Genomic DNA, 21238 nt, shown 5'->3' with positions numbered 1-21238 from the left:
CACGCGCGGGGCCGAAACGGGGCGCGCCGCCTCAGCGTTCCGGGCGGCGCGCCTCGATCAGGTACCGGGTCGAGTGCGCCACGAACGGCCCCTCCGCCCCGATCCGCTCGTGTAGGGCCACCAACGCGTCCCGGTACCGCTCCACGGTGAACCCGGGCACCGTCCAGATCACCTTGCGCAGGAACACGACCACGGCCGCGATGTCGTGGAACTCCATCCGGAGCGTGGCCTCCCGCAGGTCCACCACCTCCAGGCCGACCGCCTCCGCCGCCGCGACGGCCCGCGCGGGGCTCCGGTCCTGGCTGACGGGCTGCGGACCCATGACCGCGTCGGTGAGTTCCCGGACCGAGCCGACGCCGACCTGCTGGGACAGGTAGCCGCCGCCGGGGCGGAGTACCCGTCCGATCTCGTCCCACCGGGTGGTCACGGGGTGCCGGCTGGTCACCAGGTCGAACGTGCCGGCCGCGAACGGCAGGTCCCCGCCGTCGGCCGCCGCCACGACCGTCGCGCCCAGCGGGGCGAGGGTGCGGCGGGCCACCGCCAGGTTGGGCGGCCAGGACTCCGTGGCGACCAGTACCCCCGGAGCGGTGTCGATCGTCGCCAGCACCTCGCCGCCGCCGGTCTGGACGTCGAGCGCGACGGCGGCCGTGGCCATCCGTTCGCCGAGCAGGCGCGCGTAGCCCCAGGGCGGGCGTTCCTCGGTGGCCCGGCCGGCGAACCAGGAAAAGTCCCAACCCTCGACGGGTACGGCCGCACCCTCGGCGAGCAGCGTCTCGAATCTGGTCATCGGCCCAGTCTGACCGAGCCGCGACCTGTGGCAACGCGTTTTCCGAACCGGTGGGCCCCGGAGCGGCCCGGGGCAGGGTCGCGCTGGGCGGTCGCGGATAGGCGACGCGGGCCGGGCGGGGGCCCGTGCGTCCCGTCCCGGGAGGCCCGGCACCCCCTGTGGGCGGCGCCGCTCCGCTCAGGTCCGGCGGCGGGTGCTCCGGGGCGGGCAGGGACAATGGCCTCCCGCGCACCACCACCCCGGAGGCACCATGGACGGCCAGCCCAGATCCGCGCTCGTGGCCCCGGTCCGGGCCGCCGACCGGATCCTCGCGGCGGTGGCCGTCGACTACCCCCGGGCCGTGCGGACCGGCCTGCCCGCGCACGTCACGCTGCTGTACCCGTTCGTGCCCGTCGGCGACCTGGAGGACGAGGGCCGGCCGTGGCTGCGGGACTTCGCGGCCGCCCACCCGCCCGTCGAGCTGGAGTTCACCGAGGTCCGGCACACGGCGGACTTCGTCTACCTGCCGGCCGTCCCGCTCGGTCCGCTCTGCCGCGCCGCCCGGGAACGCTGGCCGGGCATGCCCCCGTACGCCGGCCGGTTCGGCACCGACCCGGAGCCGCACGTGACCGTGGGGCTGAGGCATCCGGCCGCCGCCGAGATCGCCGCGATCGTGGCGGAGCTGCTGCCGGTGCGCGAGGTGGTCGACCAGCTCTGGATCGGCGTGCGCGACCAGGGCTGGACCATCACCGACAAGGTCGACCTGACCGGGCCCTGACCAGGGCGAACGCGCCTCGGTACCTGGGGTTCGGCGGTCGGGGAGTGGTCGCGCCCGGTGGGGAGGCACTGCCCGCTGTCGGTCGCTTCGCTGTCGGTCGTGCCTGAGGTCGGTCGGCTCCGCCGGAACGGGGCGCGGAGGGCCCCGCCTCCCCGGAGTCCGGGGCCCTCCGCGTGTCCGATGGCGGCCGGTGCCGGCAACCGCACCGCCGGTCTGGCAACCGTGCCGCAGGCCCTGGCAACCGTGCAGCTGGCCTGGCAACTGTGCCGTTGGCCTGGCATCTTTGCCGCCGGCCCGGCGGAGGTGCCGCCCGTCGGGCCGAGGCCGGTGGCCGCCGTGCGGGCAGCCGTGAGCCGCGACGGGCCTCCTCGCGGGGCGCCCGCCCTCCCGGTGATGTCATCGGATCTCAATTGTTAGTAAGACTAGCTTCCTATCGCTTCAGCAGTCATAGTGATGAATGAGATTCGCTTCGGGGGAACCCTTTCCCGCCACACGGAAAAGAGTCGCTGTGCACGCCCGACCGCGTTCTGTGACCGCCGCGAACTGCCCCGTCGGTGACCAATCCGGCCCGGGTGGGGTCGTCGCGGCCGACTCCGGGTGTCCGGTGTCGCCCGGATCGCGCACCGTGACGGCCGGGTCGCGAGCGGGGTCGCATTCGGCCACTCCGGCCCGGCATTCACGGTCGCTACCGGTGGGTCATCCGATGACATCGGTGCGCGTGGGGCAGTGTCAACCAGTGAGGAGGCAGTTCATGTTCGTTCCATGGCAGCCCGGTGCCACCCTGGACCTCCGATGACCAGGGCACTCACCACCCGGACCCGGACCCCGGCACCGTCGCCGGACCAGCCCCCGGCCCAGGCGTCCACCCCGCCCCAGAACGCGGCCGTGACCTCGACTCCGCAACGGACCCCGGACCGTGCCCCTACCCCGCCCCCGCCCCCGGCACGAACCCCGGACCGCGCCCCGGCGCCGACCCCGAGCGCGATCGCGAAAGCCGTGGCGGTCCTGGAGGCCCTCGCCGGTCACCGGCGGGTCTCCCAGCTAGCCCGCGCGACCGGCCTGCCCGTCTCCACGGTGCACCGGATCCTCCAGGAGTTCGTGGCCCTGGGCTGGGTGCGCGACGGCGACGAGCACGAGTACCTGCTCGGGCCGGCGGTGCTCCGGCTCGCGGGTCGGGCCGGGGACGACTCGGACCTGGCCCGCGCGGCCCGCCCGGCCCTGCACGCGCTGTGCGAGCAGTCCGGCTACACGGTGCACTTCGGGGTCCGCCAGGGCGACGAGGCGGTGTATGTCGACAAGGTCGACGGCCGGGGCGCGTACGGCATGCGGTCCCGGGTCGGGGCGACGTTCCCGCTGCACAGTACGGCGATCGGCAAGGCGATCCTCGCGGCGCTGCCCGACCGGGAGATGCGCGCGATCATCGGCCGGACGGGCCTGCCGCCGCGTACCCCGCGCACGATCGCGACGGTGCCGACCCTGGCGGCGCACCTGTCCACGATCCGGGTCCGGCGCTGGGCGTTCGACGACGAGGAGAACGTGTCCCGGGTCCGGTGCGTCGCGGCGGTCGTGGTGGACCACCGCAACGTGCCGGTCGGCGCGGTCAGCGTGTCCGGGCTGGTGTTCGACCTGGAACGCGAGCAGGTCTGCCGGATCGCCCCGCACGTGGTCCGGGCCGCCCACGAGGTGTCGGCGGCCCTGGGCGCCCAGCCCCGCCGGGCCTGAGCGGCCACGGACCCGGCCCGGCCGGGCCGGCCCGGCCGACCTGGTCGGGAGCCCGCCACCGGCAATCTGCCGGCCCCGGCCGACCCGGTCGGGAGCCGATCACCCGACCGGCCGGAACCGGTCACCCCACCGGCCCCGACTCCTCGTTCATGATCAGGAACGCGCCCAGGCCGTGCAGGTCGTTCGTGGCCCGGGTGCGGCCCAGGTAGTACGACAGGTCGCCGACGTTCGTGCCGACGCTGATGTCGGCCACGTCGGTCAGGCCGTCGGGTCCGGTCCCGACCTTGGCGAGCACGCCCCGGTACCCCTTGTCCGCCACCGGCTGGTAGGACGCGTCGACATAGCCGCGCCGCACCGCCCGGGAGACGGTGAACGTGTACATGCTCGAACACGAGGTCTCGGTCCAGTTACCCGACAGGTCACCCCGGTCGACGACCTGGAACCAGCGCCCGGTGGCCGGGTCCTGGTAGCGCGCGTAGCCGGCCACGAGCCGACGCACGGAGTCGACGATCGCGGCGCGGTCCGGGTGGTCGGCGGGCAGGAGTTCGAGGATGTCGACGGCGGCCATGCCGTACCAGCCGATGGCCCTGCACCAGTACTGCGAGGACAGCCCGGTGCGCGGGTCCGCCCAGCTCTGCGACCGGTTCTCGTCGTAGGCGTGCGACAGCAGCCCGGTGCCCTGTTGCAGGTGCGCCGCGTAGACGAGGAGCTGCCGGGCGGCGAGGTCGTCGCCCCAACGGGCCTCGCCGAACTGGTGCCCGTACCGGATCACGAACGGCGCGACCATGAACGACCCGTCCGCCCAGAGCTGCCCGGGCCTGCCGGTGGCGTGCACCAGCCCGCCGTCGGACGTGGTCGGGTACGTCCGCAGCCGGTCCCGGATCTTCCGCGCCGCCGTCTGGTACTTCGCCAGCCCGGTCTCCCGCGCCAGCAGAAGCAGCACGTTGCCGGACTGCATCTGGTCGAGGTTGTCGAAGGAGAAGGAGGTACCCCCGTCGGCGGCCACGAACCGGTCGGCCCACTGCCGCAGGTACGCGAGCAGCCGCGGGTCCCGGGTGCGCTGGTAGACCAGGTACTGGCCGTACAGGTACAGGCCCTGGGTGTAGCCCCAGCCGCCGAGGGTGTCGGGGGTCTTCCGGCGCATCGTGGACCCGACCACGGCCGTGGACCAGTCGGTGCCGCCGACGGTCACCGAGTCCAGGTTCGGACCGCCGGCCGACGCGGTGGCGGTCGCGCGGACGGCGTTCGGGCCGGCGGCGAGGGTCGCGGTGACGGGGACGGTGCGCCAGGTGGTCCACGCGCCGGTCGCGGGGAACGCGGTGACCGTCCCCGTGCCGTTGACGGTGATCCGGAGGGGCCGGTCGGCGGCGGTGCCGTTGGCGTACCGGAAGAGGAGGGTCGTCGTGGTGTTCCGCGCCGCCGACACCGTCCACTCGACGGAGCCGCCGGCCACGTTGTCGTAGTTGACGAACCCGGTACCCGTGTAGCCGGGGTGGTTGGCCTCGACCACGGCGCGGGACAGCACCCCGTCCTCGGCCTCGTAGCCGACAGCCGCCAGGTCCGGCGCCCTGCCGGTCGGGCCCGCCGCCAGCGCCGGGACCGACCCGAGCACCAGTGCCGTGACCAGCCCGCACACCAGAAAACTGCGCGGGACCTTCATCGGGTACCTCCCGGTGCGTGCGGTCGGGGAACGGGCCTGGCCGGCGGCGGCCCGGCGAGCGCCGCGTCCACCAGGTGCCGGTCGGGGGACAGCCGGCACACCGGGTCGGTCGCGGCGGCGTCCCCGGTGAGCTGGAACGCCTGGCACCGGCAGCCGCCGAAGTCGACCTCCCGCAGGTCACAGCTCCGGCACGGGTCCGGCATCCAGTCGGTGCCCCGGAACCGGTCGAACGACGGGGACGAGTACCAGATCCAGTCCAGCGGCCGGTCGCGGACGTTCTCCATCACCAGGGGCAGGGTGCCGGCCGCCGCGCAGGGCAGCACGTCCCCGCCGGGCGCGACGGTCAGCTGGGTCCGCCCCCAGCCGCCGGTGCAGGGCTTGACCGCCCCGGTGTGCAGATCCGGAAGAACATAGGAGATCTCCATCCGGGTACGGATACCGCGCACCCCCGCCGCTCCCCGGCTTGCCCGCTCGCCCCCGGCCCCCGCGCCACCCTCGGCCCCCGCGCCGCCCGCCGCCCCGGGCCCCGTCCCCTCCAGGACCTCGCGGGCCGCGCGCACCGCCTCGGCCGTGGCCCGGACCTGGGCCATCGACGGGGCGAGCCAGGCCCGGTTCCGCAGTGCCCAGCCGTAGTACTGGGTGTGCGCGAGTTCGAGCCGGTCCGCGCCGAGCCGGTCCGCGAGCGCGACGACCGCCCCGACGTGGTCGGCGTTGGCCCGGTGCAGCACCACGTTCACGGTCAGCGGCAGGCCGGCGTCCTTCACGACCCGGGCGGCGGCCACCTTGTGCCGCCAGGACCGGGTGCCGGCGAGGGCGTCGGAGTCGGCCTCGGTGGCGTCCTGCACGCTGAGCTGCACGTGGTCCACGGGCAGCCGGGCCAGCCGGTCGGCGTCGAGCCCGACCCCGCTGGTGATCAGGTTCGTGTACAGGCCGTGCCGCCTACAGCTGGCCACCAGGTCGGCGAGGTCCCGGCGGAGCAGCGGTTCCCCGCCGGAGAGGTGGACCTGGACGACGCCGAGCGCGGCGGCCTCGCCGAACACCCGGTCCCACTCGGCGGTGGTCAGCTCGGAGGAGCGCGGGGCGAGCGCGACCGGGTTCGAGCAGTACGCGCAGTGCAGTGGGCAGGCGTGCGTGACCTCGGCGAGCAGCCCGAGAGGCGCGGGCACGGCCGGCCACGCAGGGGTTCCGGCAGGCGGCTCGGAGCCAGCCCCGGCTCCACCGGATGCCCCAGCTTCACCGGAGGTGTCGGCTCCACCGGACGCCCTGGCTCCACTGGACGCGTCGGCTCCGGCGGAGGTGCCGGCTCCGGCGGGCTCCCCGGCACCGACCCCCGTGGCCGACGGGTGCTCGCCGGGATTCGGGGCGGTCATGTGAGCACCACCAGGCGTTGGCCGGCCAGGTCGGTCAGCAGGGCCTCGACGTCGGCCGGGTCGACGTCGTCGTAGCTGTCCCGCAGGGCGCGCACGATCGCCCCGACGTCGCGGACCCCGTCGCACAGGGTGAGGATGTCGGCGGCGGTCCCGTTGAGCACGACCACGGACTCGGGGCGGGTCAGCAGCCACTCGCCCCGGGCCGGCTGCCAGTGCAGGGCCACGTGCGGGGCGAGCCGGGGGATCACCGGGGCCCCCGGTACGCGTGGTCCAGCGCGTCGAGCATCCCCCACAGCACCTGGCACTTCAGGGTCAGCGCGTCGGCGCACGCGGCCCGCTGCTCCGCGGTCGTCGCGTGTTCGAGGACGACGTCGAGGGCGTGGCCGGCCTCGCGGGGCGCCTGTACGCACCGCTTCTCGAAGTAGCCGAGGCCGGCGGGGTCGATCCACGGGTAGTGGGTCCGGAACGCCGCGATCCGCCGGGCCATCAGGTCGGGCGCGAACAGCTCGGTCAGCGAGGACGCCACCCCCTCCACCCAGGGCGCCTCGCGGGCGAACTGCGAGTACCGGTCGACGGCGAACCGCACCCCGGGCAGTACCCGTCGGGTGTCGAGCACCTCGGCCCGGTCCAGCCCGACCGCGTCGCACAGGGTCAACCAGTCGGCCATGCCGCCCTCCCCCTCGGCCGGACCGTCGTGGTACGCGATCCGTTCCAGCCACCGCCGGCGCACCTCTGGCACGGGACAGTTCGCCAGGATCGCGGCGTCCTTCTGCGGCAGCGACCGCTGGTAGTACCACCGGTTGGCGACGAACCCGCGCACCGCGTCCGGGGCCAGCTCCCCGGCGAGCATCGCCTGCTGGAACGGGTGCTTCTCCCAGTAGATCGTGGCGCGCCGCCGCAGCTCGGCGACGAACTCCGCAGTCATGTCCGCAGCTCCATCCCGTCGTGGGCCACCTCCACGCCGGCCGCCGCGACCGCGCGCCGGGGCGCGGAGTCCTCGACGAGCAGCGGGTTGGTGTTGTTCAGGTGGGTGTAGATCCGGCGCGGGGCCCGCCCGTCGGGGCCGGACAGCGCGGCCAGGACCGGGAGGGTGCCGCCGGGGCCGGTGACCGGGGCGTGGCCCATCGAGCGCGAGGTCTTCTCGGGCCTGCCGACCAGCGCCATCTCGTCGTCCGTCCAACAGGTCCCGTCGACGAGTACGGCCCGCGCGGAGGCCAGTTCCCCGACGAGCGCCGGGGTCAGCTCGGGGACGCACGGCAGATAGACGAGCACCGCGGGGCCCTCCGGCGTGCCGGCCGCCGGGTCGCCGGCGCCCGGCCGGTGGGTGCCGGTCCGTTCGGTGAAGCGGTAGCCGACGACGCTCGTCGGGTCGGCGGGCAGGTGCGCGGCGTACCGGGGGAGCTTCGTGGAGCCCGTCGGCAGGGGGCGCACGCTCAGGGTCCCGTCGAGCGGGGTGTCCACGCCGGGTTCGAGCACCCGCCGCACCACGGGCTGGTACGCGCCGAGGATGTCGAGCAGGGGGGCGGCGGCGCGCAGGACGGCGGCGGTCGCGTACACGGTCAGCCCGTCGCCCTCGCGGAGCGACAGCAGCCCGGCGGTGTGGTCGAGTTCCGCGTCGGTGAGCAGCACCGCGCTGACCGGACTCCGGCGGGGCTCCCCGTCGGCAGGTTCCCACCCGGCCGTCCCGGCCGCCGCGCCCCCGTTGCCGGGGCCGGTCCGGGCCCGCCCCGCTACGGGCCCGGGTCGGCCGTGCTCGTCACCCGCGGCCAACCGTCCCAACTGGACGGTGATGTCGGGGGTGGCGTTGACCAGGAACCAGTTCCGCCGGTCCCCGCTCACGGCGAGCGCCGCCTGGGTCCGGGCCCGGACCGGCAGCGTGCCGGTCCGGGCGCCGTCACAGTTGCGGCACGAGCAGTTCCACTGCGGGAACCCGCCGCCGGCGGCGGATCCGAGAATCCGCGCCCACATGGTCAGCGCGGGTTGTACGGGTCGGCACCGCTGTAGGCCGTGACCTCCGCGCCGAGGGAGACCTGTACCGCCCGCGGCCGGGTCCAGGGCCGGCGCGCCGGGGCGGGCTGGGGAGCGTCCATCGTGTTCCTCCTGCGGGTATTTGGGTAGAGGTGCGCACATGATGCACCCGGCCCCACCGGGCCGGCGGGAACTTTCCGCGTTACGGAACCCGGGCCGAGCCCAGGGCGGGACGCGCCGACCCGGGCTCGGGCCCAGGCGGGACGCGTCCGACCCGGCACCGGACATGCCGAGCCGAGCGGCCCCGTCCGGCACGACCGTGACCCCGGTCAGGTGGGTAGCCCCCAGGCGGTCCCCGGCCTGCTGACCAGCACCGGCGCGATCACACACGCGGGCGTCGGCCCGGCCGGGTGCACCAGCACCTCCCGGTCCCGGGGCAGGTCGATCTCGATCATCCCGTCCCCGACGTCGCGCCACGTGGCCGCCGACCCGTCGTCGAGCACCACGGCCAGCCCCGCCCCGGTGCCCACGGCCAGGCTGTCGAGGTTCGGCCCGCCGTTGGCCGTGGTGGCCGTGAGCTGCACCGTGTTGGCCCCGGCGGCCAGGGTCACGCCCACCGACCGGGTGGCCCAGGTGTCCCAGGCCCCGGTGCCGGGGAACGACAGGGTCGCCACCGCCGTGCCGTTCACCACGAGGGTGGCAGGGCGGTCGACGGCGGTCCCGTTGGCGTACCGGAAAAGGAGGGTCGTCGGTCCCGAGGGGGCGGTCACCGCGAACCGCACGGCCGAGCCCACCACGTTGTCGAAGTTCACGAACCCGGCCCCGGTGTACCCGGCGTGGTTGGCCTCCACGACGCCGCCCAGCACGACGGCGTCCTCCGCCTGCAGGACGGCCGCGCCGGAGGTGACCCCCGGCCGCAGCCGCAGCGGCTCCCCGGCCAGGCTGCGCACCCGCACGAACCGGGTCACCCCGCCGACCCGCCCCGCGCTGACCAGGAACGCGCCCTGGGTGCGGAAGTCGTGCACGGTCACGTCTGCCCAGGCGTCGGGCACGGCCGGGAACACCCGGACCACCCCGCCCCAGCTGGACACGAGCATGTCGTGCAGGGACTGCGACGCGGACAACGGTGTCTCCACGACCGGCCCGGCCTCGGTGTACATCGTGTTGGCCCGCACGGGATACGCCACGGTCGGGTCGAGGAACTTGTTCAGCCAGCCCAGCGCCGCGTTGCCCCGGCCCATCATGGCGCAGAACGACGCGGCCCCGGTGTAGGAGTAGCCCCGGTGCGAGCCGGCGAGGCCGAGCCAGTGGTCGACGGACGTCTCGATCAGGGCGCGCTGGGCGGGCTGTTCCCAGTTGACCAGGTACAACGGGTACACCGACAGCAGGTGTGAGTAGTGCCGGTGCGACTGGGCGAACGGCACGCCCGCCCCAATCATGAACCCGTTCGCGTCGGTGGGCGCGGGCGTCAGCTTGTCGAGCACCTGCTGCCACTTCGCCATCAGCGGGTCGGTGATCCCCAGCCGGGTCGCGGACTCCCGCAGGGTCCGGCAGCCCCAGCGGAGCAGCGCGAGGTCGTAGTTGCAGTCGGGGGCGTTGACGCCGTACTCGGGGGAGAACGTCTGCGGCAGGTGCATCCGGCCGGCGCTGTCGGTGGTGAGGAAGCGCAGGTAGTAGTTGACCGCGCGCCGCAGGATCGGGAACAGGACGTTCCGCAGCATCGTGTCGTCCATGCTGTGCCGGTAGGACAGCCACACGTTGTGCAGGGCCCAGGTCAGGTCGCCCACCTCGGCGGTACCGGTGTCGCCCGGCTTGCCCACGCTCCGGTTGCAGAACATGTCCGAGCTGCGGCCCACCCCGGAGGAGTCGGACCGGTAGGCGGCCGGCACGTTGGCGATCAGCTGCTGCTGGTTCGCGGCCAGGGTGCTGGTGACGGCGTCGAGTTCGAGGTGGTTGGAGCCGTGGATGAGCCAGTACTCCAGCTGGACGTTGAGGTTCCACCACACCGCCGGCCACGGGGTCGGCTCCAGCCACGGGCCGGTGGTCGCCATCACGGGGCCGCCCGCGCGGGTCCCGGCGGCCACCTTGTAGAGCTGGATCCAGTGGAACGCCTGCATCCGCTGGTCCGGGATCGACACGAAGCTCTTGCGGTAGAAGGCGTGCCACCAGGTGCGGTGCGCGGTCACGTGCTCCGGCAGCGCGGTGTCGGCCGCCGTGTTCACCCTGGTCAGCGCGGTCGCCTCGGCGGTGGTTCCCGGGAAGCTGTGCGCGACGGTGAGAAAGAGCGACGAACCCTTCTGCCGGTACGCGGTCGCGGTCCGCCCGCCGCCCAGCAGCGTCTGGGTCACCTGCCGCACGTCCCCGGTGCTCTTCGTCGTCGGCGCGGGATTGTCGGTGTACCCCTCCGGCTTGGGCTTGCCCGGGTACGCGGGCGACACCGCCTCCTGCGGGTGGAACGTCCACCTCACCTGCTCGCCCCCGCTGGCGACCACGTTCGCGACGAGCACCTGGTCGCGGATGAACACCTGGAGGGTCAGCCTGCCGGCCGAGGTGGTGACCGTGCCGGCGAGCTCGGCGTTCCACAGGTCCAGGCGCCAGTCCACGGAGCTGATCGTGCCGACCGGCTCCAGGGTGAGGTACCCGACCGGCAGCCGGCACACCCCGTACTGGCTGCCGAACTCCGGCCGGTGGTCCTGCACCTCGGCGTGCTGCACGGTGAACCGGAGCTGGTTCTTCCCCGGTTCCTTGTAGACCAGTGTGCCGAGCCGGCCGTCGCCGAGGAACGGGCCCTCGTGCCACAGGCTCGGCGGCCGCTTCCAGACCAGGTCGCAGCCCCGGAGGAACTCGGCCCACTGGGCGTCGGTGGCCATCCGGTTGTCGAGCGGCACCGCGCGGACGGCGGCCCGCCCGGTCGGTGGGTCCGTCGTTCCGTTCCGCTCGACGGAAGCCCCTGCCGTCCCGGGGGACAGCGCCGCCACCGTCGCGGCGCCGGCCGCCGTGCCGAGTACCGCGCGCCGGGTGATCCTGTGCCGCTTCATGCGCCCACCCACTCCAAGTGATCGGATGTATTGGTGGTGCACACGCTAATCAGGCCCCCGTCGCCGAGGAAGGCTCCTGATTACTCCGATCTGTCAGGCGGAAAGAAGTCTCCCTCCGGCGCGGCGTCGGGTTCGCTGTCCAGAAGCGGGTCGGCCGCCATTGACTGTGGTGCATGCCACTCGCTACGGTCAGCTGAATCGTTGCCATAAGGGCGACACCTGTCCAAGTATGTGAACAGGAGGCGGTCAGATGTCACGGCGTCGGCTCGGGGCGGCGGTGGTCGGGACACTGGCTATCGCGTTGGTGGCGGGTTGTTCCTCACCGAAGCCCACCGCGACAGATCAGGATTCGAAGGCACCGATCGAGATGTGGATCCGCCAGGCACCCGACTCCGACTCGGCGAAGACCGCCCAGCGGCTCGCCGACGCTTTCACGAAGTCCAGCGGCATCAAGGTCAAGGTCGTCGCGCTGTTCGACGACTTCGAGACCAAGCTCCAGCAACAGGCCGCGCAGAAGGCGCTGCCCGACATCGTCATCAACGACACCGCGCAGCTCGGCACCATGCAGTCCCAGGGCTGGCTGCGCGAGGTGGACAAGAAGAAGTTCGCGGGGGCCGACCAGCTCTCCGACCGGGCGTGGAAGGCGGCCCAGGCCTCCGACGGCAGGTACTACGCCGCGCCGTTCTCCGCGCAGTCCTTCGCCCTGGTCGTCCGCAAGGACTGGCGGGCCAAGGTCGGCCTGCCCGCGCCGTCCAGCTGGGACGACCTGGCGAAACTCGGCTCGGCGTTCACCGAGGGCGACCCGGACGGCAACGGGAAGAAGGACACCGCCGGGTTCGTCATCCCCGCCACCACCAAGCGGGGGTACGCGTCCTGGTACACCTCCTCCCTGCTCTGGGCCAACGGCGGCGACTTCCTCGCCCCGTCCGGCGCCGGCCAGTGGAAGCCGGCCGTGAACTCGGCGAAGTCCGTGCAGGCGGTCAGCTGGCTGCGCGACCAGTTCTGCGTCACGAAGAGCGTCAACCCGGGGGCCGTGAACAACGACACCACGGTCACCCACGAGGCGTTCGAGAAGGGCCAGGGCGGGATCTACCTGGTCGGGCCGTACGTGCTCGCCCGGTTCGTGAAGAACATGGGCACCGACAAGATCGAGGTCATCCCGGTACCGAACGGGCCGGCCGGCGGCCCCGGCACCCTCGGCGAGGGCGAGAACGTGTACCAGATGGCCGGCTCGAAGAACCAGAGCGGCCAGCAGAAGTTCGCCGAGTTCGTCACCTCCGTCGAGGGCCAGCAGGTCGGCATGAACAAGGACGACCCCGGGGCCATCGTCCGGCTGCCCGTGAACACGAAGGTCGACCTCGGTGCCGTGCGCCAGGACCCCCGGTGGAAGGTGTTCCAGGAGGCGTACCAGGCGGCGGTCTACACCCCGCCCGTGCCGAACTGGGCCCCGTTCCGCCAGATCACGGCCGACGCCATGAACGCCGTGTACGCCAACTGTTCCGCCGGCGTGCAACCCGCGATGGACGCCCTCGCCGCCAAGCTCACCGAAGAGCTGAAGAAGCAGAACGCCCTCGCGTCTTGACATCCGCTCCGCTTTTGACGGCAGAGAGTCCGCCGGGCCTTACGGCTCGGGCAGTGGTTGGCGCGGCACGAGAGGAGGTCCCTGGTGACTGATGCGCCCGTTGATAGCCGGGGGGCGTGGTCCGTCCCGCCCGGTCGCCCGCAGTGCTCGGGCGAGTATGTTGCGTGCCGCGTTCACGTCGGCATGGTCCTGGTGTCCGCAGGCGACGCACCGGAACACCGCTTGGCTCTCGCGGTTGTCCCGGGCGATGTGCCCGCAGACGTAACAGGTCTGCGACGTGTACGCCGGATTGACCTTCACGATCGTCGTGCCGGTCTTGCGTGCCTGGTTGTGCAGGGCCAACTCGAAGGCATGCCAGCCCTTGTCAAGGATCGCCCGGTTCAGGCCAGCCTTCTGTTTGACGGTCCGACCAGGCTTCTCGACGGTGCCGGACGCCGAGGACGTGAGGTTCTTGACCGGGAGCTTCTCGATTCCGAGCAGCGCATTGTCCCGGCACAGCTCGTGTGTCACCTGATGGGCGAAGTCGGCTCGCCGATTGCGGATCTTCGCCCACACGCGGGAGAGTCGCTGCCGGGTGGCCCTGGCCCGGTTCGATGTCTTTGCGGCATGGGAGCGGCGGTGGCGCTCCTGTCGAGCGGCGCGGCGTTGCAATGTCAGCATCCGGCGTTCCTCGCCGGCCCGGACGAACTTGCGGTCGGCGAGCATGCCGTTGGACGTGGCGACCGCGACCTTCACGCCCCTGTCAATACCGACCGCTTTCTCCGAGCGAGCATGCCGCTCGGGGGTCGCCTGTCCATCTTCAACGAGCAGGGAGACCCACCAACGCCCCGCAGAGTAAGACACGGTGGCCGAGCGAACCACGCCACCCGGGGGACGAGACCAGCGGAATCGGACCCATCCGAGTTTCGGCAGCTTCACCTGACCGACCTTGCGTCCGAGTCGTTGGACGAGCAAGGAACGGGGGCGGACGGGAAAACGCATCGACGGCGTCCATCGGGACCTACCCCGCCACCAAACCGACCACGTCCCCTGGTCCCGGCACGACCGGTCCAGGTCCATCAACGTCTGCTGCAACACATCCGACGGGGCCTCCGACAGCCACGGGAACTCCACCTTGGCTTCGGCCATCTGCCTGGCCTGTTCCACGTAGTTCATCCACCCGCCACGGCGGCGGTATTCCCGGCGCTGGTGCAGACCCGTGTTCCACACAGACCGGCAGGTGCCGGCCCAACGCTCAAGGGACTCGGCCTGCGCGGGCGTGGGCGCCAACCGGTACCTACGTCCAATCAACATCGCGCCCTCGAATCCACCTGGTGGACGATATCCACCGGGTACGACACAAACTCCGCCCCAGGCGGATCCGCGACCTACTTTCCCTTCCCGGCCTGTCGGCAGGGCGTCCAGAAGGAACCCGGATGACCGTGGCACAACCCTCGTCGCGCCGCCGGCACTCCAGCCGGCGGCGCGGCACCCTCGTCGCCTGGCTGTTCCTCACGCCGGCCCTGGTGCTGTTCCTGTACTTCAAGTTCATCCCCATGGCCCAGGGCCTGCGGATGAGTTTCTACGAGGTCCGCACCTACCTCGGCGACCGCTACGTCGGCGTCGACAACTACAGCACGATCCTGTCCGACCGGGCGTTCACCAGCGCCCTGTGGCACACCGTGGCCCTGGCCGCCGGTACCACGGTCGGCTCGCTCGTGATCGGGTTCGTGCTCGCCCTGCTCGTCGAGGGCAAGGCCCGGCACCTGTGGCTGGTGCGCACCGCCGCGTTCCTGCCCGTCGTCACCACCATGGCCGCCGTCGCGGAGGTCTGGCGGATCATGTACTACCCCGGCGACTCCGGCCTGATGAACACGATCGCCGGCTGGGTGGGCATCGCGCCGCAACCCTATCTGGCCAGCGAGAACAGTTCGCTGGTGTCCATCATGGCGATGGGGATCTGGCGCGGCGCCCCGTACGACATGATGATCATCCTGGCCGGGCTGGCCGGCGTGGACCGCAGCCTGTACGAGGCCGCCGCCGTCGACGGGGCCACCCCCTGGCGCCGCCTCCGGCACATCACCGTCCCCGCGCTGCGCCCCGTGTTCGGCATCCTGTTCACGCTCGCCGCGATCCGGGGCCTGCGGGTGTTCACCGAGGTGTTCACGCTCACCAACGGCGCGCCCAACGGATCCAGCGAGGTCCTGATGACCCTGATCTACAAGCTGGGCCTGCAACGCGGCGAGCTCGGCGTCGCGGCGGCCGGCTCGATCGTGCTGTTCGCGGCGACCCTGGTGCTGACCGTGGGCGTGCGACTGTTCCGCCGGAAGGACTCCCGATGACCGTCCATGTGCGCCCCGCCCCGGAGGCGACGTCCCAGACCGTGCGCGACGCCGCGACCGGCCGGCCCGTGTGCGCGACGCGCGAAGGGGTGCTGTCATGAGTGACCGTTTCGACAGCGCGCTCGGGTTGGAGTCCCGGCGCGGCCCGGGAGCCTGGGCGGCCAAGCTCCTGCTGTACACCATGATGGTCGTGGTCTTCGCCGGCCCGCTCGTCGCGTTGCTGGTCGGCGCGTTCAGCCGGGTGATCGACCCGACCGGCTTCTCCCTGATCCCCAACGGCTTCACCCTGGACAACTTCGTCGAGGCCGGCCGCAAGAACGTCTACCTCTACCTGCTCAACTCCTTCGTCGTGGTCGGCTTCGGCCTGCTGCTCCAGATGCTGGTCAGCGTGTTCGCGGCCTACTCGCTGGCCCGGAAGAAGTTCCGCGGCATGGCGGTCGTGCTGATCGTCGTCCTCGCGACCATGATGCTCCCCGAGGAGGTGATCATCGTCCCGCTGTCGGTGGTCCTCGCCGACATCCCACCCTTCCACACCAATCTGATCGGTACCTACGCCGGCATGATCCTGCCCGTCGGCGCGTGGGGCTTCTCGATCCTGGTGATGACGGAGTTCATGAAGGACGTCCCGATCGAACTGGAGGAGGCGGCCCGGATCGACGGGGCCGGCGAACTGCGCACCTTCTTCTCCATCATCCTGCCGATGTGCCGGCCCGCGCTCGGCGTGATCGGCGTGTTCGGCTTCACGATGATCTGGGACCAGTACCTGTTGCCGCTGATCGTGGCCACCGAGCCCGGTCAGTACACGCTGCCGATCGCGTTGCGCACCCTGCGCTCCGACGAGGAGGTCGGGATCGGCGTCCTGCTCGCCGCCGCGCTGCTGGCCCTGCTGCCCTCCGTGTTGGCGTTCCTCGCGTTCCAGCGCCAGTTCATGCGGGGGCTGACCAGCGGCGCGATCAAAGGTTAGGAGTGTCTTCAATGGACAGACGAGAAGTGTTGCGGGCGGCCGGGGTCGTCACCGGGGGAGTGCTGGGGGCGGCGTTGACGGGCGGGGCGGCGTCGGCGGAACCGGGAGCCAGCGGGTCGGGTGCCGCCGGGCCCCCGATCGGTGCCGGAGCGCCCGGACCCGGTGCGGCCTCTGGTGCCGCCGCCGCGCCCGCCTTCACCCTGATGACCACCGCCACCCGGGTGGCCGCCCGCACCGACCGCCGCCCCGTCGCCGGCGCCGTCCACGACCCGGCGGTCGACACCACCTTCATCTCCTGGGGCGGCCTCAACGAGGACAGCTACGTCCAGTCCTACGACCACGCCACCCGCGTCTGGTCGGCGAAGCAGAAGGTCCTCGACGGCGGCGGCGACTCGCACAACTACCCGACGCTCGTCCTCGCCGCCGACGGCCACCTGCTGCTCTTCGTCGGCATGCACAACCAGGCCCTCGTCGTGGCCCGCTCGCCCCGCCCGCACTCGGCCGCAGGCACGTGGACCGTGGCGGACATCGCCCCCGCCGCCAGCTACCCGATGCCGTTCCGCACCCCGTGCGGCCACCTGTTCGTCTTCTACCGCGAGACCAGCCAGGAGGTCGACCCGTCGGCCCCGACCGACACCCGGCCCATGCTGTACGTGCGCTCCACCGACCACGGCCGGACCTGGAAGTCCTCCGTGCAGCTCACCGGGCACCCGTACGCGATCGGCTCGACGACCCGCGCGGACCACCTCAACGAGGAGTACGTCGGCCAGCTCCGCCACGATCCGGCCCGCGACCGGGTGCACCTGGTGTGGACGAAGGCCGGCGGCGGCCCCACCCAGAACGTGCACGACTACTACCACAAGGACATCCACCACGCGACGTTCGATCCGGGCACGTTGCGGTTCCGCAGCGCGGCCGGCAGGGACCTCGGTACCCAGATCGGCGATCCCGACCAGGACGGCCCCTGCCTGGTCGCGACGACGGCCCTGGTCCGCCCGGCCGGGATGAAGTCCCCCGACTACATCCAGCTCACCGGCTGGCTCGACGACGGGAAGCCGTTCGTCGTCTGGTTCACCTACGACGACGCGGCCGTTTCGCACGTGATGGCGTCCGTGTGGACCGGCAGCGCCTGGTCGACCCGCGAGGTGGCCACCGGCGTGCGGACCCGCGAGATGGAGCGGATCGGCCCGAACACCTGGCGGGTGTACGGCACCCGGTTCGGCCAGCCCGACATCCACACCTTCCTGCTGACCTCGGGGCGGACGTGGACGGCGGAGACCACCATCCGCACACCCCGGGAGATCCAGCGGATCGACCTGGTGGCCGGCTTCCGGGACCCGGTCCGGATCGTGGCGACGGGGGCCTCCAGCGCCCGCGAGGTGACGGTCGCGGACGGGGACATCCACACGGCGGGCCTGTAGCCGCGCCCCCGCCGCCCGCGCGGGCGAGGACAGGGCGGGCCGGGGCTGAGGGGTCCCGCCCGCCCACCGCCGTGCCGTGGTTCTGCCGCGTGCCCCGGTGCGCGAAGCTGCCGCCGCGGGTCCGCGCGGCGGCAGCGTTCCGGTCGGTCTAGTTCGCGGGGTCGGCCTCGAAGGCCTCGATCGCGCGGGTGAAGCCCTTGTGCCGGTCCGAGGGGGCCAGACCCAGGTGGTACAGGTGCAGGCCGTCGGCGCCGGCCGCCCGCAGCCGCCGGGCGTGCGCGGGCACGTCGTCCACAGTGGTCGGTGCCAGCACGGTCGCGTAGGCGCCGACAGCCATCGAGGGCCCGACCGCCCCCCGCATCGCGCCCACCCCGGCGGCGGTCGCCGCCGCCACGGGCCACGCGGGCACCAGCACCCCGGCCACCCCGGGCAGGGACACGAGCCCCGGGTCGGCGGCGGCACCCGGCGGGACCGGGGCTCCCGACGGCAGTGGCAGGCCCGGGGACGGGCCGGTCGCCCACGGGTCCGGCGACGCGTGCAGGGTCACCGCGATGCCCGGCAACCCCGCCAGGACCTCCTCCCGGAGCGCGCCCGCGGCCGCGTGCCGGGTCGCCAGTACCCCCGAGGCCTCCTCCGCCCCGATCAGGTCCGCGACGGGCGCGTCGATCCCGGTGGACCCGGACAGCGCGCGCACCACGGCCCGCAGGTCGGCGACCAGCCGGTGGTCGTCGAGGCCCCGGTCCCGCCAGGCCCGCCGGCACGCCGGGCAGCAGCACACCGACAGCAGCCGCGCGCTCGCCGGCGACCAGGCCCCGTCGGTCTTCTCGTGGTGCGACAGGTGCGTGATGCCGAGCTGCCCACAGGCTTCGAGCGACACCCCGTCGAGGGGTACGTCCCGGCAGGCCTCCGCCGCGAGGGTCGCCGCGTACCCGCGCACCTCGGCCCACTGCGGGCACAGCGCGTAGGGGTAGCGCTCGCCGAAGCAGTTGACGACGGCCAGGTCCGGGTGGGCGGTGCCGAGCCGGGTGTTGTGGGTGAGCACCACCCAGGCGGTCACGGGCAGCCCGGCGGCGCGCAGGATCCCCGCGGCCTCCCCGAAGGGGTCCCGCTCGGCCATCCAGTCGGGCGTGCGGGGCACCAGGCGCCCGGTCCACGCCTCGGGCCGCACGGGCCGGTACAGGGCCGCGTACGTGGCGTCGACGACCTGCCGGGCGGGGTGCAGGGGCGTGGCGGCCCGGCACGAGTGGTACGCCGCCGCCAGGGTCACCGAGCGCACCCCGAGGCCGGCGGCGCGTTCCGGGAACGCGGGGTCGCCGAGCACGTCCCAGGGGTAGGCGTGCCCGGCCACGACAGGGTCCCTTCCGCCGTCGCGCACGGCGGGAAGCCCCGGCCCGCGTCGTTCGCCGCCCACGGCCGAGGGCCGGCCGCCGCTCCCCGTCACCACCGGGGCCGCCGGTTCTCGTACCCCGGATCGATGCTCCGCATGTAGCCCAGGTCGTCCCGGGACCGGATCCCGCAGGCCAGGTAGTCGGCGTGCATCCGCGCGAGTGCCGCCCGGTCGAGTTCGACGCCGAGGCCGGGGGAGTCGGACACCACCACGGCCCCGGCCACGAACGGCAGCGGTTCGGCCACCACGTCCACGCCGCCCTGCCAGGGGGTGTGCGTGTCGCAGGCGTAGGTCAGGGTCGGGGTGGCCGCCGCCAGGTGCGTCATCGCGGCCAGGGAGATGCCCAGGTGGGAGTTGGAGTGCATGGACAGCCCGAGCCCGAACGCGTCGCACACGGCGACCAGGTTCCGGGAGCCGCGCAGCCCGCCCCAGAAGTGGTGGTCGGCGAGGACCACGCCGACGGCGCGCTGCCGGACGGCCGGTTCGAGGTGTTCGACGGCCACGACGCACATGTTCGTGGCCAGCGGCATCGACGCGGCGGCGGCGACCTCGGCCATGCCGGCGATCCCGGGCGTCGGGTCCTCCAGGTACTGCAGCAGCCCCTCGGTCTCCTTTGCCACCCGGATCGCGGTCGCCGGGGTCCACGCGGCGTTGGGGTCCAGCCGCAGCGGCAGCCCGGGGAACGCGGCGTGCAGCGCGCGGACGGCCGCGATCTCCTCGTCGGGCGGGAAGACGCCGCCCTTGAGCTTGATGGACCCGAAGCCGTACTCGTCGATCATGCGCCGGGCCTGCTCGACGATGCCCTCGGGATCCAGGGCCGCGCCCCACTGGTCGGGCCCGGCTCCGGGGTGCCCGGCCCACTTGTAGAACAGGTACGCGCTGTACGGCACCGCGTCGCGGACCTTGCCGCCGAGCAGCGCGTGCACCGGCCGGCCCACGGCGCGGCCCTGGAGGTCCCAGCAGGCGACCTCGAAGGCGGCGAACACCCGGGCCCTGGTCTTCTCCCCGCTGGAGCCGCCGGTCAGGCCGTGCAGGTCGGGGCGGTCGGCGCCCTTGGTGACGGCGGCGACCCGGCGGTCGAGGTCGTTGAGGTCGAACGGGTCGAGCCCGGTCAGGGTCGGCGCGACCCGGTCGAGCAGGTCGAGGTGCGCGGCGTCGCCGTACGTCTCGCCGAGGCCGGTCAGCCCGGTGTCGGTCCGGACCTCGACGACCGCGCGCAGCGCCCAGGGCTGGTGCACGCCGGCCGCGTTGAGCAGCGGCGGGTCGGGGAACGCCACCGGGGTGACGAGCACACTGTCGACGCGCATCACGAGACCGCCTTGTGTCCGTTGTCGAGGATCTCCGCCAGCCGCGCGAGGTGCGCGTCCGTCGGGTCCAGCAGGGGCGGGCGGACCCCGCCGAGGTCGAGTCCCCCCAGTCTGGCCCCGGCCTTGACGAGGGACACGGCGTACCCCGGCACCTCGTCGCGCAGTTCGGCGAACGGGCCGTAGAACTCAGCTATCAGCCGCTGGGTGGTGGCGGTGTCGTCGGCGTGCACCGCCGCGTGGAAGGCGAGCGCGATCCGGGGCGCGAAGCAGTACGCGGCCGACGAGTAGCTGGGCACCCCGATCGCCCGGTACGCCTGGGCGGACAGTTCCGCCGTCGGCAGCCCGTTGAGGAAGCCGAACGCGTCGGCGCGCGGGTGCCCGCTGGCCCGCACGGCGGTGACGATCCGCAGGAAGGCGTCGACGTCGCCGATCCCGTCCTTGATGCCGACGACGGTGGGCAGGTCGAGCAGGGCGACGGCCGTCGCGGGGGACAGCCGGGCGTTGGCCCGCTGGTACACGATCAGGGGGAGGTCCGTGCCCTTCGCGACGTGCTCGACGTGGCGCAGGTAACCGGTCGGCGGGCTCGTGACCAGGTAGGGCGGGAGCAGCAGCAGGCCGTCGGCCCCGGACTCGGCGGCGGCCACCGCGAACTCCCGGGCGAGCGCGGGGCCGCCGCCCGCCCCGGCGTACACGGGCACCCGGCCGGCGACGGTCGCCACCGCCGCGCCGACCACCTCCCGGTACTCGCCCGGGGACAGCGCCCCGAACTCGCCGGTCCCGCAGGCGACGAACAGCGCCCCCGGACCCCCGGCGAGCTGCTGGTCGAGATGCTCGCGGTAGGCCGCGAGGTCGAGCCGGTCGTCGGCGGTGAACGGGGTCAGCGGGAACGACAGCAGTCCGTCTGGAAGCATCGCGGAACTCCGGTTCATATATGTGGACGGCAGCCAGCATGCT

18 protein-coding genes are annotated in these 21238 nt (G+C 73.1%); 6 read left to right on the top strand and 12 right to left on the bottom strand.

The genetic code is table 11. The features are described 5' to 3' along the window. Positions 1-31 precede the first annotated feature (31 nt). Positions 32-787 (bottom strand): class I SAM-dependent methyltransferase, encoded by a 756-nt coding sequence (locus tag AB0M43_RS13905; RefSeq protein WP_363724387.1) that lies wholly within the window; start codon positions 785-787, stop codon positions 32-34. 250 nt (positions 788-1037) lie between these two features. On the opposite strand from AB0M43_RS13905, the gene AB0M43_RS13900 reads away from it, so the two are divergent. After that, positions 1038-1544: a 2'-5' RNA ligase family protein gene (locus AB0M43_RS13900; RefSeq protein ID WP_363724385.1), complete on the top strand. Its 507-nt coding sequence runs from the start codon at positions 1038-1040 to the stop codon at positions 1542-1544. Between the two features lie 792 nt (positions 1545-2336). Continuing rightward, positions 2337-3266 (top strand): IclR family transcriptional regulator, encoded by a 930-nt coding sequence (locus AB0M43_RS13895; protein WP_363724383.1) that lies wholly within the window; start codon positions 2337-2339, stop codon positions 3264-3266. Between the two features lie 121 nt (positions 3267-3387). Here AB0M43_RS13895 and AB0M43_RS13890 read toward each other — a convergent pair whose 3' ends face one another. The 7 genes from AB0M43_RS13890 to AB0M43_RS13860 all read right to left on the bottom strand — a co-directional run bounded on the left by AB0M43_RS13890 (position 3388) and on the right by AB0M43_RS13860 (position 11302). Beyond that, a complete protein-coding gene (locus tag AB0M43_RS13890) occupies positions 3388-4926 on the bottom strand; it encodes a glycoside hydrolase family 88 protein (RefSeq protein WP_363724381.1) in 1539 nt (512 codons plus the stop codon). Next, a complete protein-coding gene (locus AB0M43_RS13885) occupies positions 4923-6092 on the bottom strand; it encodes a radical SAM protein (RefSeq protein ID WP_363724379.1) in 1170 nt (389 codons plus the stop codon). The genes AB0M43_RS13890 and AB0M43_RS13885 overlap by 4 nt, the downstream gene beginning before the upstream one ends. 200 nt (positions 6093-6292) lie before the next feature. Next, the gene (pqqD, locus tag AB0M43_RS13880; RefSeq protein ID WP_363724377.1) at positions 6293-6544 is read right to left on the bottom strand and encodes a pyrroloquinoline quinone biosynthesis peptide chaperone PqqD; all 252 of its coding nucleotides are present in this window, start codon (positions 6542-6544) and stop codon (positions 6293-6295) included. Further along, positions 6541-7221, bottom strand: coding sequence for a pyrroloquinoline-quinone synthase PqqC (gene pqqC, locus AB0M43_RS13875; protein ID WP_363724375.1), 681 nt, complete (start codon positions 7219-7221; stop codon positions 6541-6543). The genes pqqD and pqqC overlap by 4 nt, the downstream gene beginning before the upstream one ends. Next, positions 7218-8264, bottom strand: coding sequence for an MBL fold metallo-hydrolase (locus AB0M43_RS13870; RefSeq protein ID WP_363724373.1), 1047 nt, complete (start codon positions 8262-8264; stop codon positions 7218-7220). The genes pqqC and AB0M43_RS13870 overlap by 4 nt, the downstream gene beginning before the upstream one ends. 2 nt (positions 8265-8266) lie before the next feature. After that, positions 8267-8386, bottom strand: coding sequence for a pyrroloquinoline quinone precursor peptide PqqA (pqqA, locus tag AB0M43_RS13865; RefSeq protein WP_363724371.1), 120 nt, complete (start codon positions 8384-8386; stop codon positions 8267-8269). 207 nt (positions 8387-8593) lie between these two features. Beyond that, the gene (locus AB0M43_RS13860; RefSeq protein ID WP_363724369.1) at positions 8594-11302 is read right to left on the bottom strand and encodes a carbohydrate-binding protein; all 2709 of its coding nucleotides are present in this window, start codon (positions 11300-11302) and stop codon (positions 8594-8596) included. Positions 11303-11669: 367 nt separating this feature from the next. On the opposite strand from AB0M43_RS13860, the gene AB0M43_RS13855 reads away from it, so the two are divergent. Continuing rightward, positions 11670-12884, top strand: coding sequence for a sugar ABC transporter substrate-binding protein (locus tag AB0M43_RS13855; RefSeq protein ID WP_363724367.1), 1215 nt, complete (start codon positions 11670-11672; stop codon positions 12882-12884). Positions 12885-12923: 39 nt separating this feature from the next. Here AB0M43_RS13855 and AB0M43_RS13850 read toward each other — a convergent pair whose 3' ends face one another. Next, positions 12924-14177, bottom strand: a complete 1254-nt coding sequence (locus tag AB0M43_RS13850; RefSeq protein ID WP_363724365.1) for a transposase — start codon at positions 14175-14177, stop codon at positions 12924-12926. Between the two features lie 122 nt (positions 14178-14299). Here AB0M43_RS13850 and AB0M43_RS13845 point away from each other — a divergent pair, with 122 nt between their 5' ends. The 3 genes from AB0M43_RS13845 to AB0M43_RS13835 all read left to right on the top strand — a co-directional run bounded on the left by AB0M43_RS13845 (position 14300) and on the right by AB0M43_RS13835 (position 17590). Beyond that, positions 14300-15205, top strand: coding sequence for a sugar ABC transporter permease (locus tag AB0M43_RS13845; protein ID WP_363724363.1), 906 nt, complete (start codon positions 14300-14302; stop codon positions 15203-15205). 97 nt (positions 15206-15302) lie between these two features. Next, positions 15303-16169, top strand: a complete 867-nt coding sequence (locus tag AB0M43_RS13840; RefSeq protein ID WP_363724361.1) for a carbohydrate ABC transporter permease — start codon at positions 15303-15305, stop codon at positions 16167-16169. A gap of 11 nt (positions 16170-16180) precedes the next feature. Continuing rightward, positions 16181-17590, top strand: a complete 1410-nt coding sequence (locus AB0M43_RS13835) for a BNR-4 repeat-containing protein (protein WP_363724359.1) — start codon at positions 16181-16183, stop codon at positions 17588-17590. 148 nt (positions 17591-17738) lie between these two features. On the opposite strand, the gene AB0M43_RS13830 is transcribed toward AB0M43_RS13835, so the two are convergent. From AB0M43_RS13830 to AB0M43_RS13820, 3 genes are all read right to left on the bottom strand, one after another. Then, entirely contained in the window at positions 17739-18938 is a 1200-nt protein-coding gene (locus AB0M43_RS13830; RefSeq protein WP_363724357.1) for a hypothetical protein, read from the bottom strand. 89 nt (positions 18939-19027) lie between these two features. Beyond that, entirely contained in the window at positions 19028-20284 is a 1257-nt protein-coding gene (locus AB0M43_RS13825) for a glucarate dehydratase family protein (protein WP_363724355.1), read from the bottom strand. Beyond that, positions 20284-21195, bottom strand: a complete 912-nt coding sequence (locus tag AB0M43_RS13820) for a 5-dehydro-4-deoxyglucarate dehydratase (RefSeq protein WP_363724353.1) — start codon at positions 21193-21195, stop codon at positions 20284-20286. The genes AB0M43_RS13825 and AB0M43_RS13820 overlap by 1 nt, the downstream gene beginning before the upstream one ends. Positions 21196-21238: the final 43 nt, after the last annotated feature.

The sequence above is a fragment of the Longispora sp. NPDC051575 genome, from assembly GCF_040681875.1.
Lineage (GTDB): Bacteria > Actinomycetota > Actinomycetes > Mycobacteriales > Micromonosporaceae > Longispora.
This window is presented reverse-complemented; position numbering and strand designations above follow the sequence as displayed.

Excerpts from the sequence above, each read along its gene's own strand:
- AB0M43_RS13905 (WP_363724387.1), bottom strand. The coding sequence starts at position 787 with ATGACCAGATTCGAGACGCTGCTCGCCGAGGGTGCGGCCGTACCCGTC.
- AB0M43_RS13900 (WP_363724385.1), top strand. The coding sequence starts at position 1,038 with ATGGACGGCCAGCCCAGATCCGCGCTCGTGGCCCCGGTCCGGGCCGCC.
- AB0M43_RS13895 (WP_363724383.1), top strand. The coding sequence starts at position 2,337 with ATGACCAGGGCACTCACCACCCGGACCCGGACCCCGGCACCGTCGCCG.
- AB0M43_RS13890 (WP_363724381.1), bottom strand. The coding sequence starts at position 4,926 with ATGAAGGTCCCGCGCAGTTTTCTGGTGTGCGGGCTGGTCACGGCACTG.
- pqqC (WP_363724375.1), bottom strand. The coding sequence starts at position 7,221 with ATGACTGCGGAGTTCGTCGCCGAGCTGCGGCGGCGCGCCACGATCTAC.
- AB0M43_RS13870 (WP_363724373.1), bottom strand. The coding sequence starts at position 8,264 with ATGTGGGCGCGGATTCTCGGATCCGCCGCCGGCGGCGGGTTCCCGCAG.
- pqqA (WP_363724371.1), bottom strand. The coding sequence starts at position 8,386 with ATGGACGCTCCCCAGCCCGCCCCGGCGCGCCGGCCCTGGACCCGGCCG.
- AB0M43_RS13860 (WP_363724369.1), bottom strand. The coding sequence starts at position 11,302 with ATGAAGCGGCACAGGATCACCCGGCGCGCGGTACTCGGCACGGCGGCC.
- AB0M43_RS13855 (WP_363724367.1), top strand. The coding sequence starts at position 11,670 with ATGTGGATCCGCCAGGCACCCGACTCCGACTCGGCGAAGACCGCCCAG.
- AB0M43_RS13850 (WP_363724365.1), bottom strand. The coding sequence starts at position 14,177 with ATGTTGATTGGACGTAGGTACCGGTTGGCGCCCACGCCCGCGCAGGCC.
- AB0M43_RS13845 (WP_363724363.1), top strand. The coding sequence starts at position 14,300 with ATGACCGTGGCACAACCCTCGTCGCGCCGCCGGCACTCCAGCCGGCGG.
- AB0M43_RS13840 (WP_363724361.1), top strand. The coding sequence starts at position 15,303 with ATGAGTGACCGTTTCGACAGCGCGCTCGGGTTGGAGTCCCGGCGCGGC.
- AB0M43_RS13835 (WP_363724359.1), top strand. The coding sequence starts at position 16,181 with ATGGACAGACGAGAAGTGTTGCGGGCGGCCGGGGTCGTCACCGGGGGA.
- AB0M43_RS13825 (WP_363724355.1), bottom strand. The coding sequence starts at position 20,284 with ATGCGCGTCGACAGTGTGCTCGTCACCCCGGTGGCGTTCCCCGACCCG.
- AB0M43_RS13820 (WP_363724353.1), bottom strand. The coding sequence starts at position 21,195 with ATGCTTCCAGACGGACTGCTGTCGTTCCCGCTGACCCCGTTCACCGCC.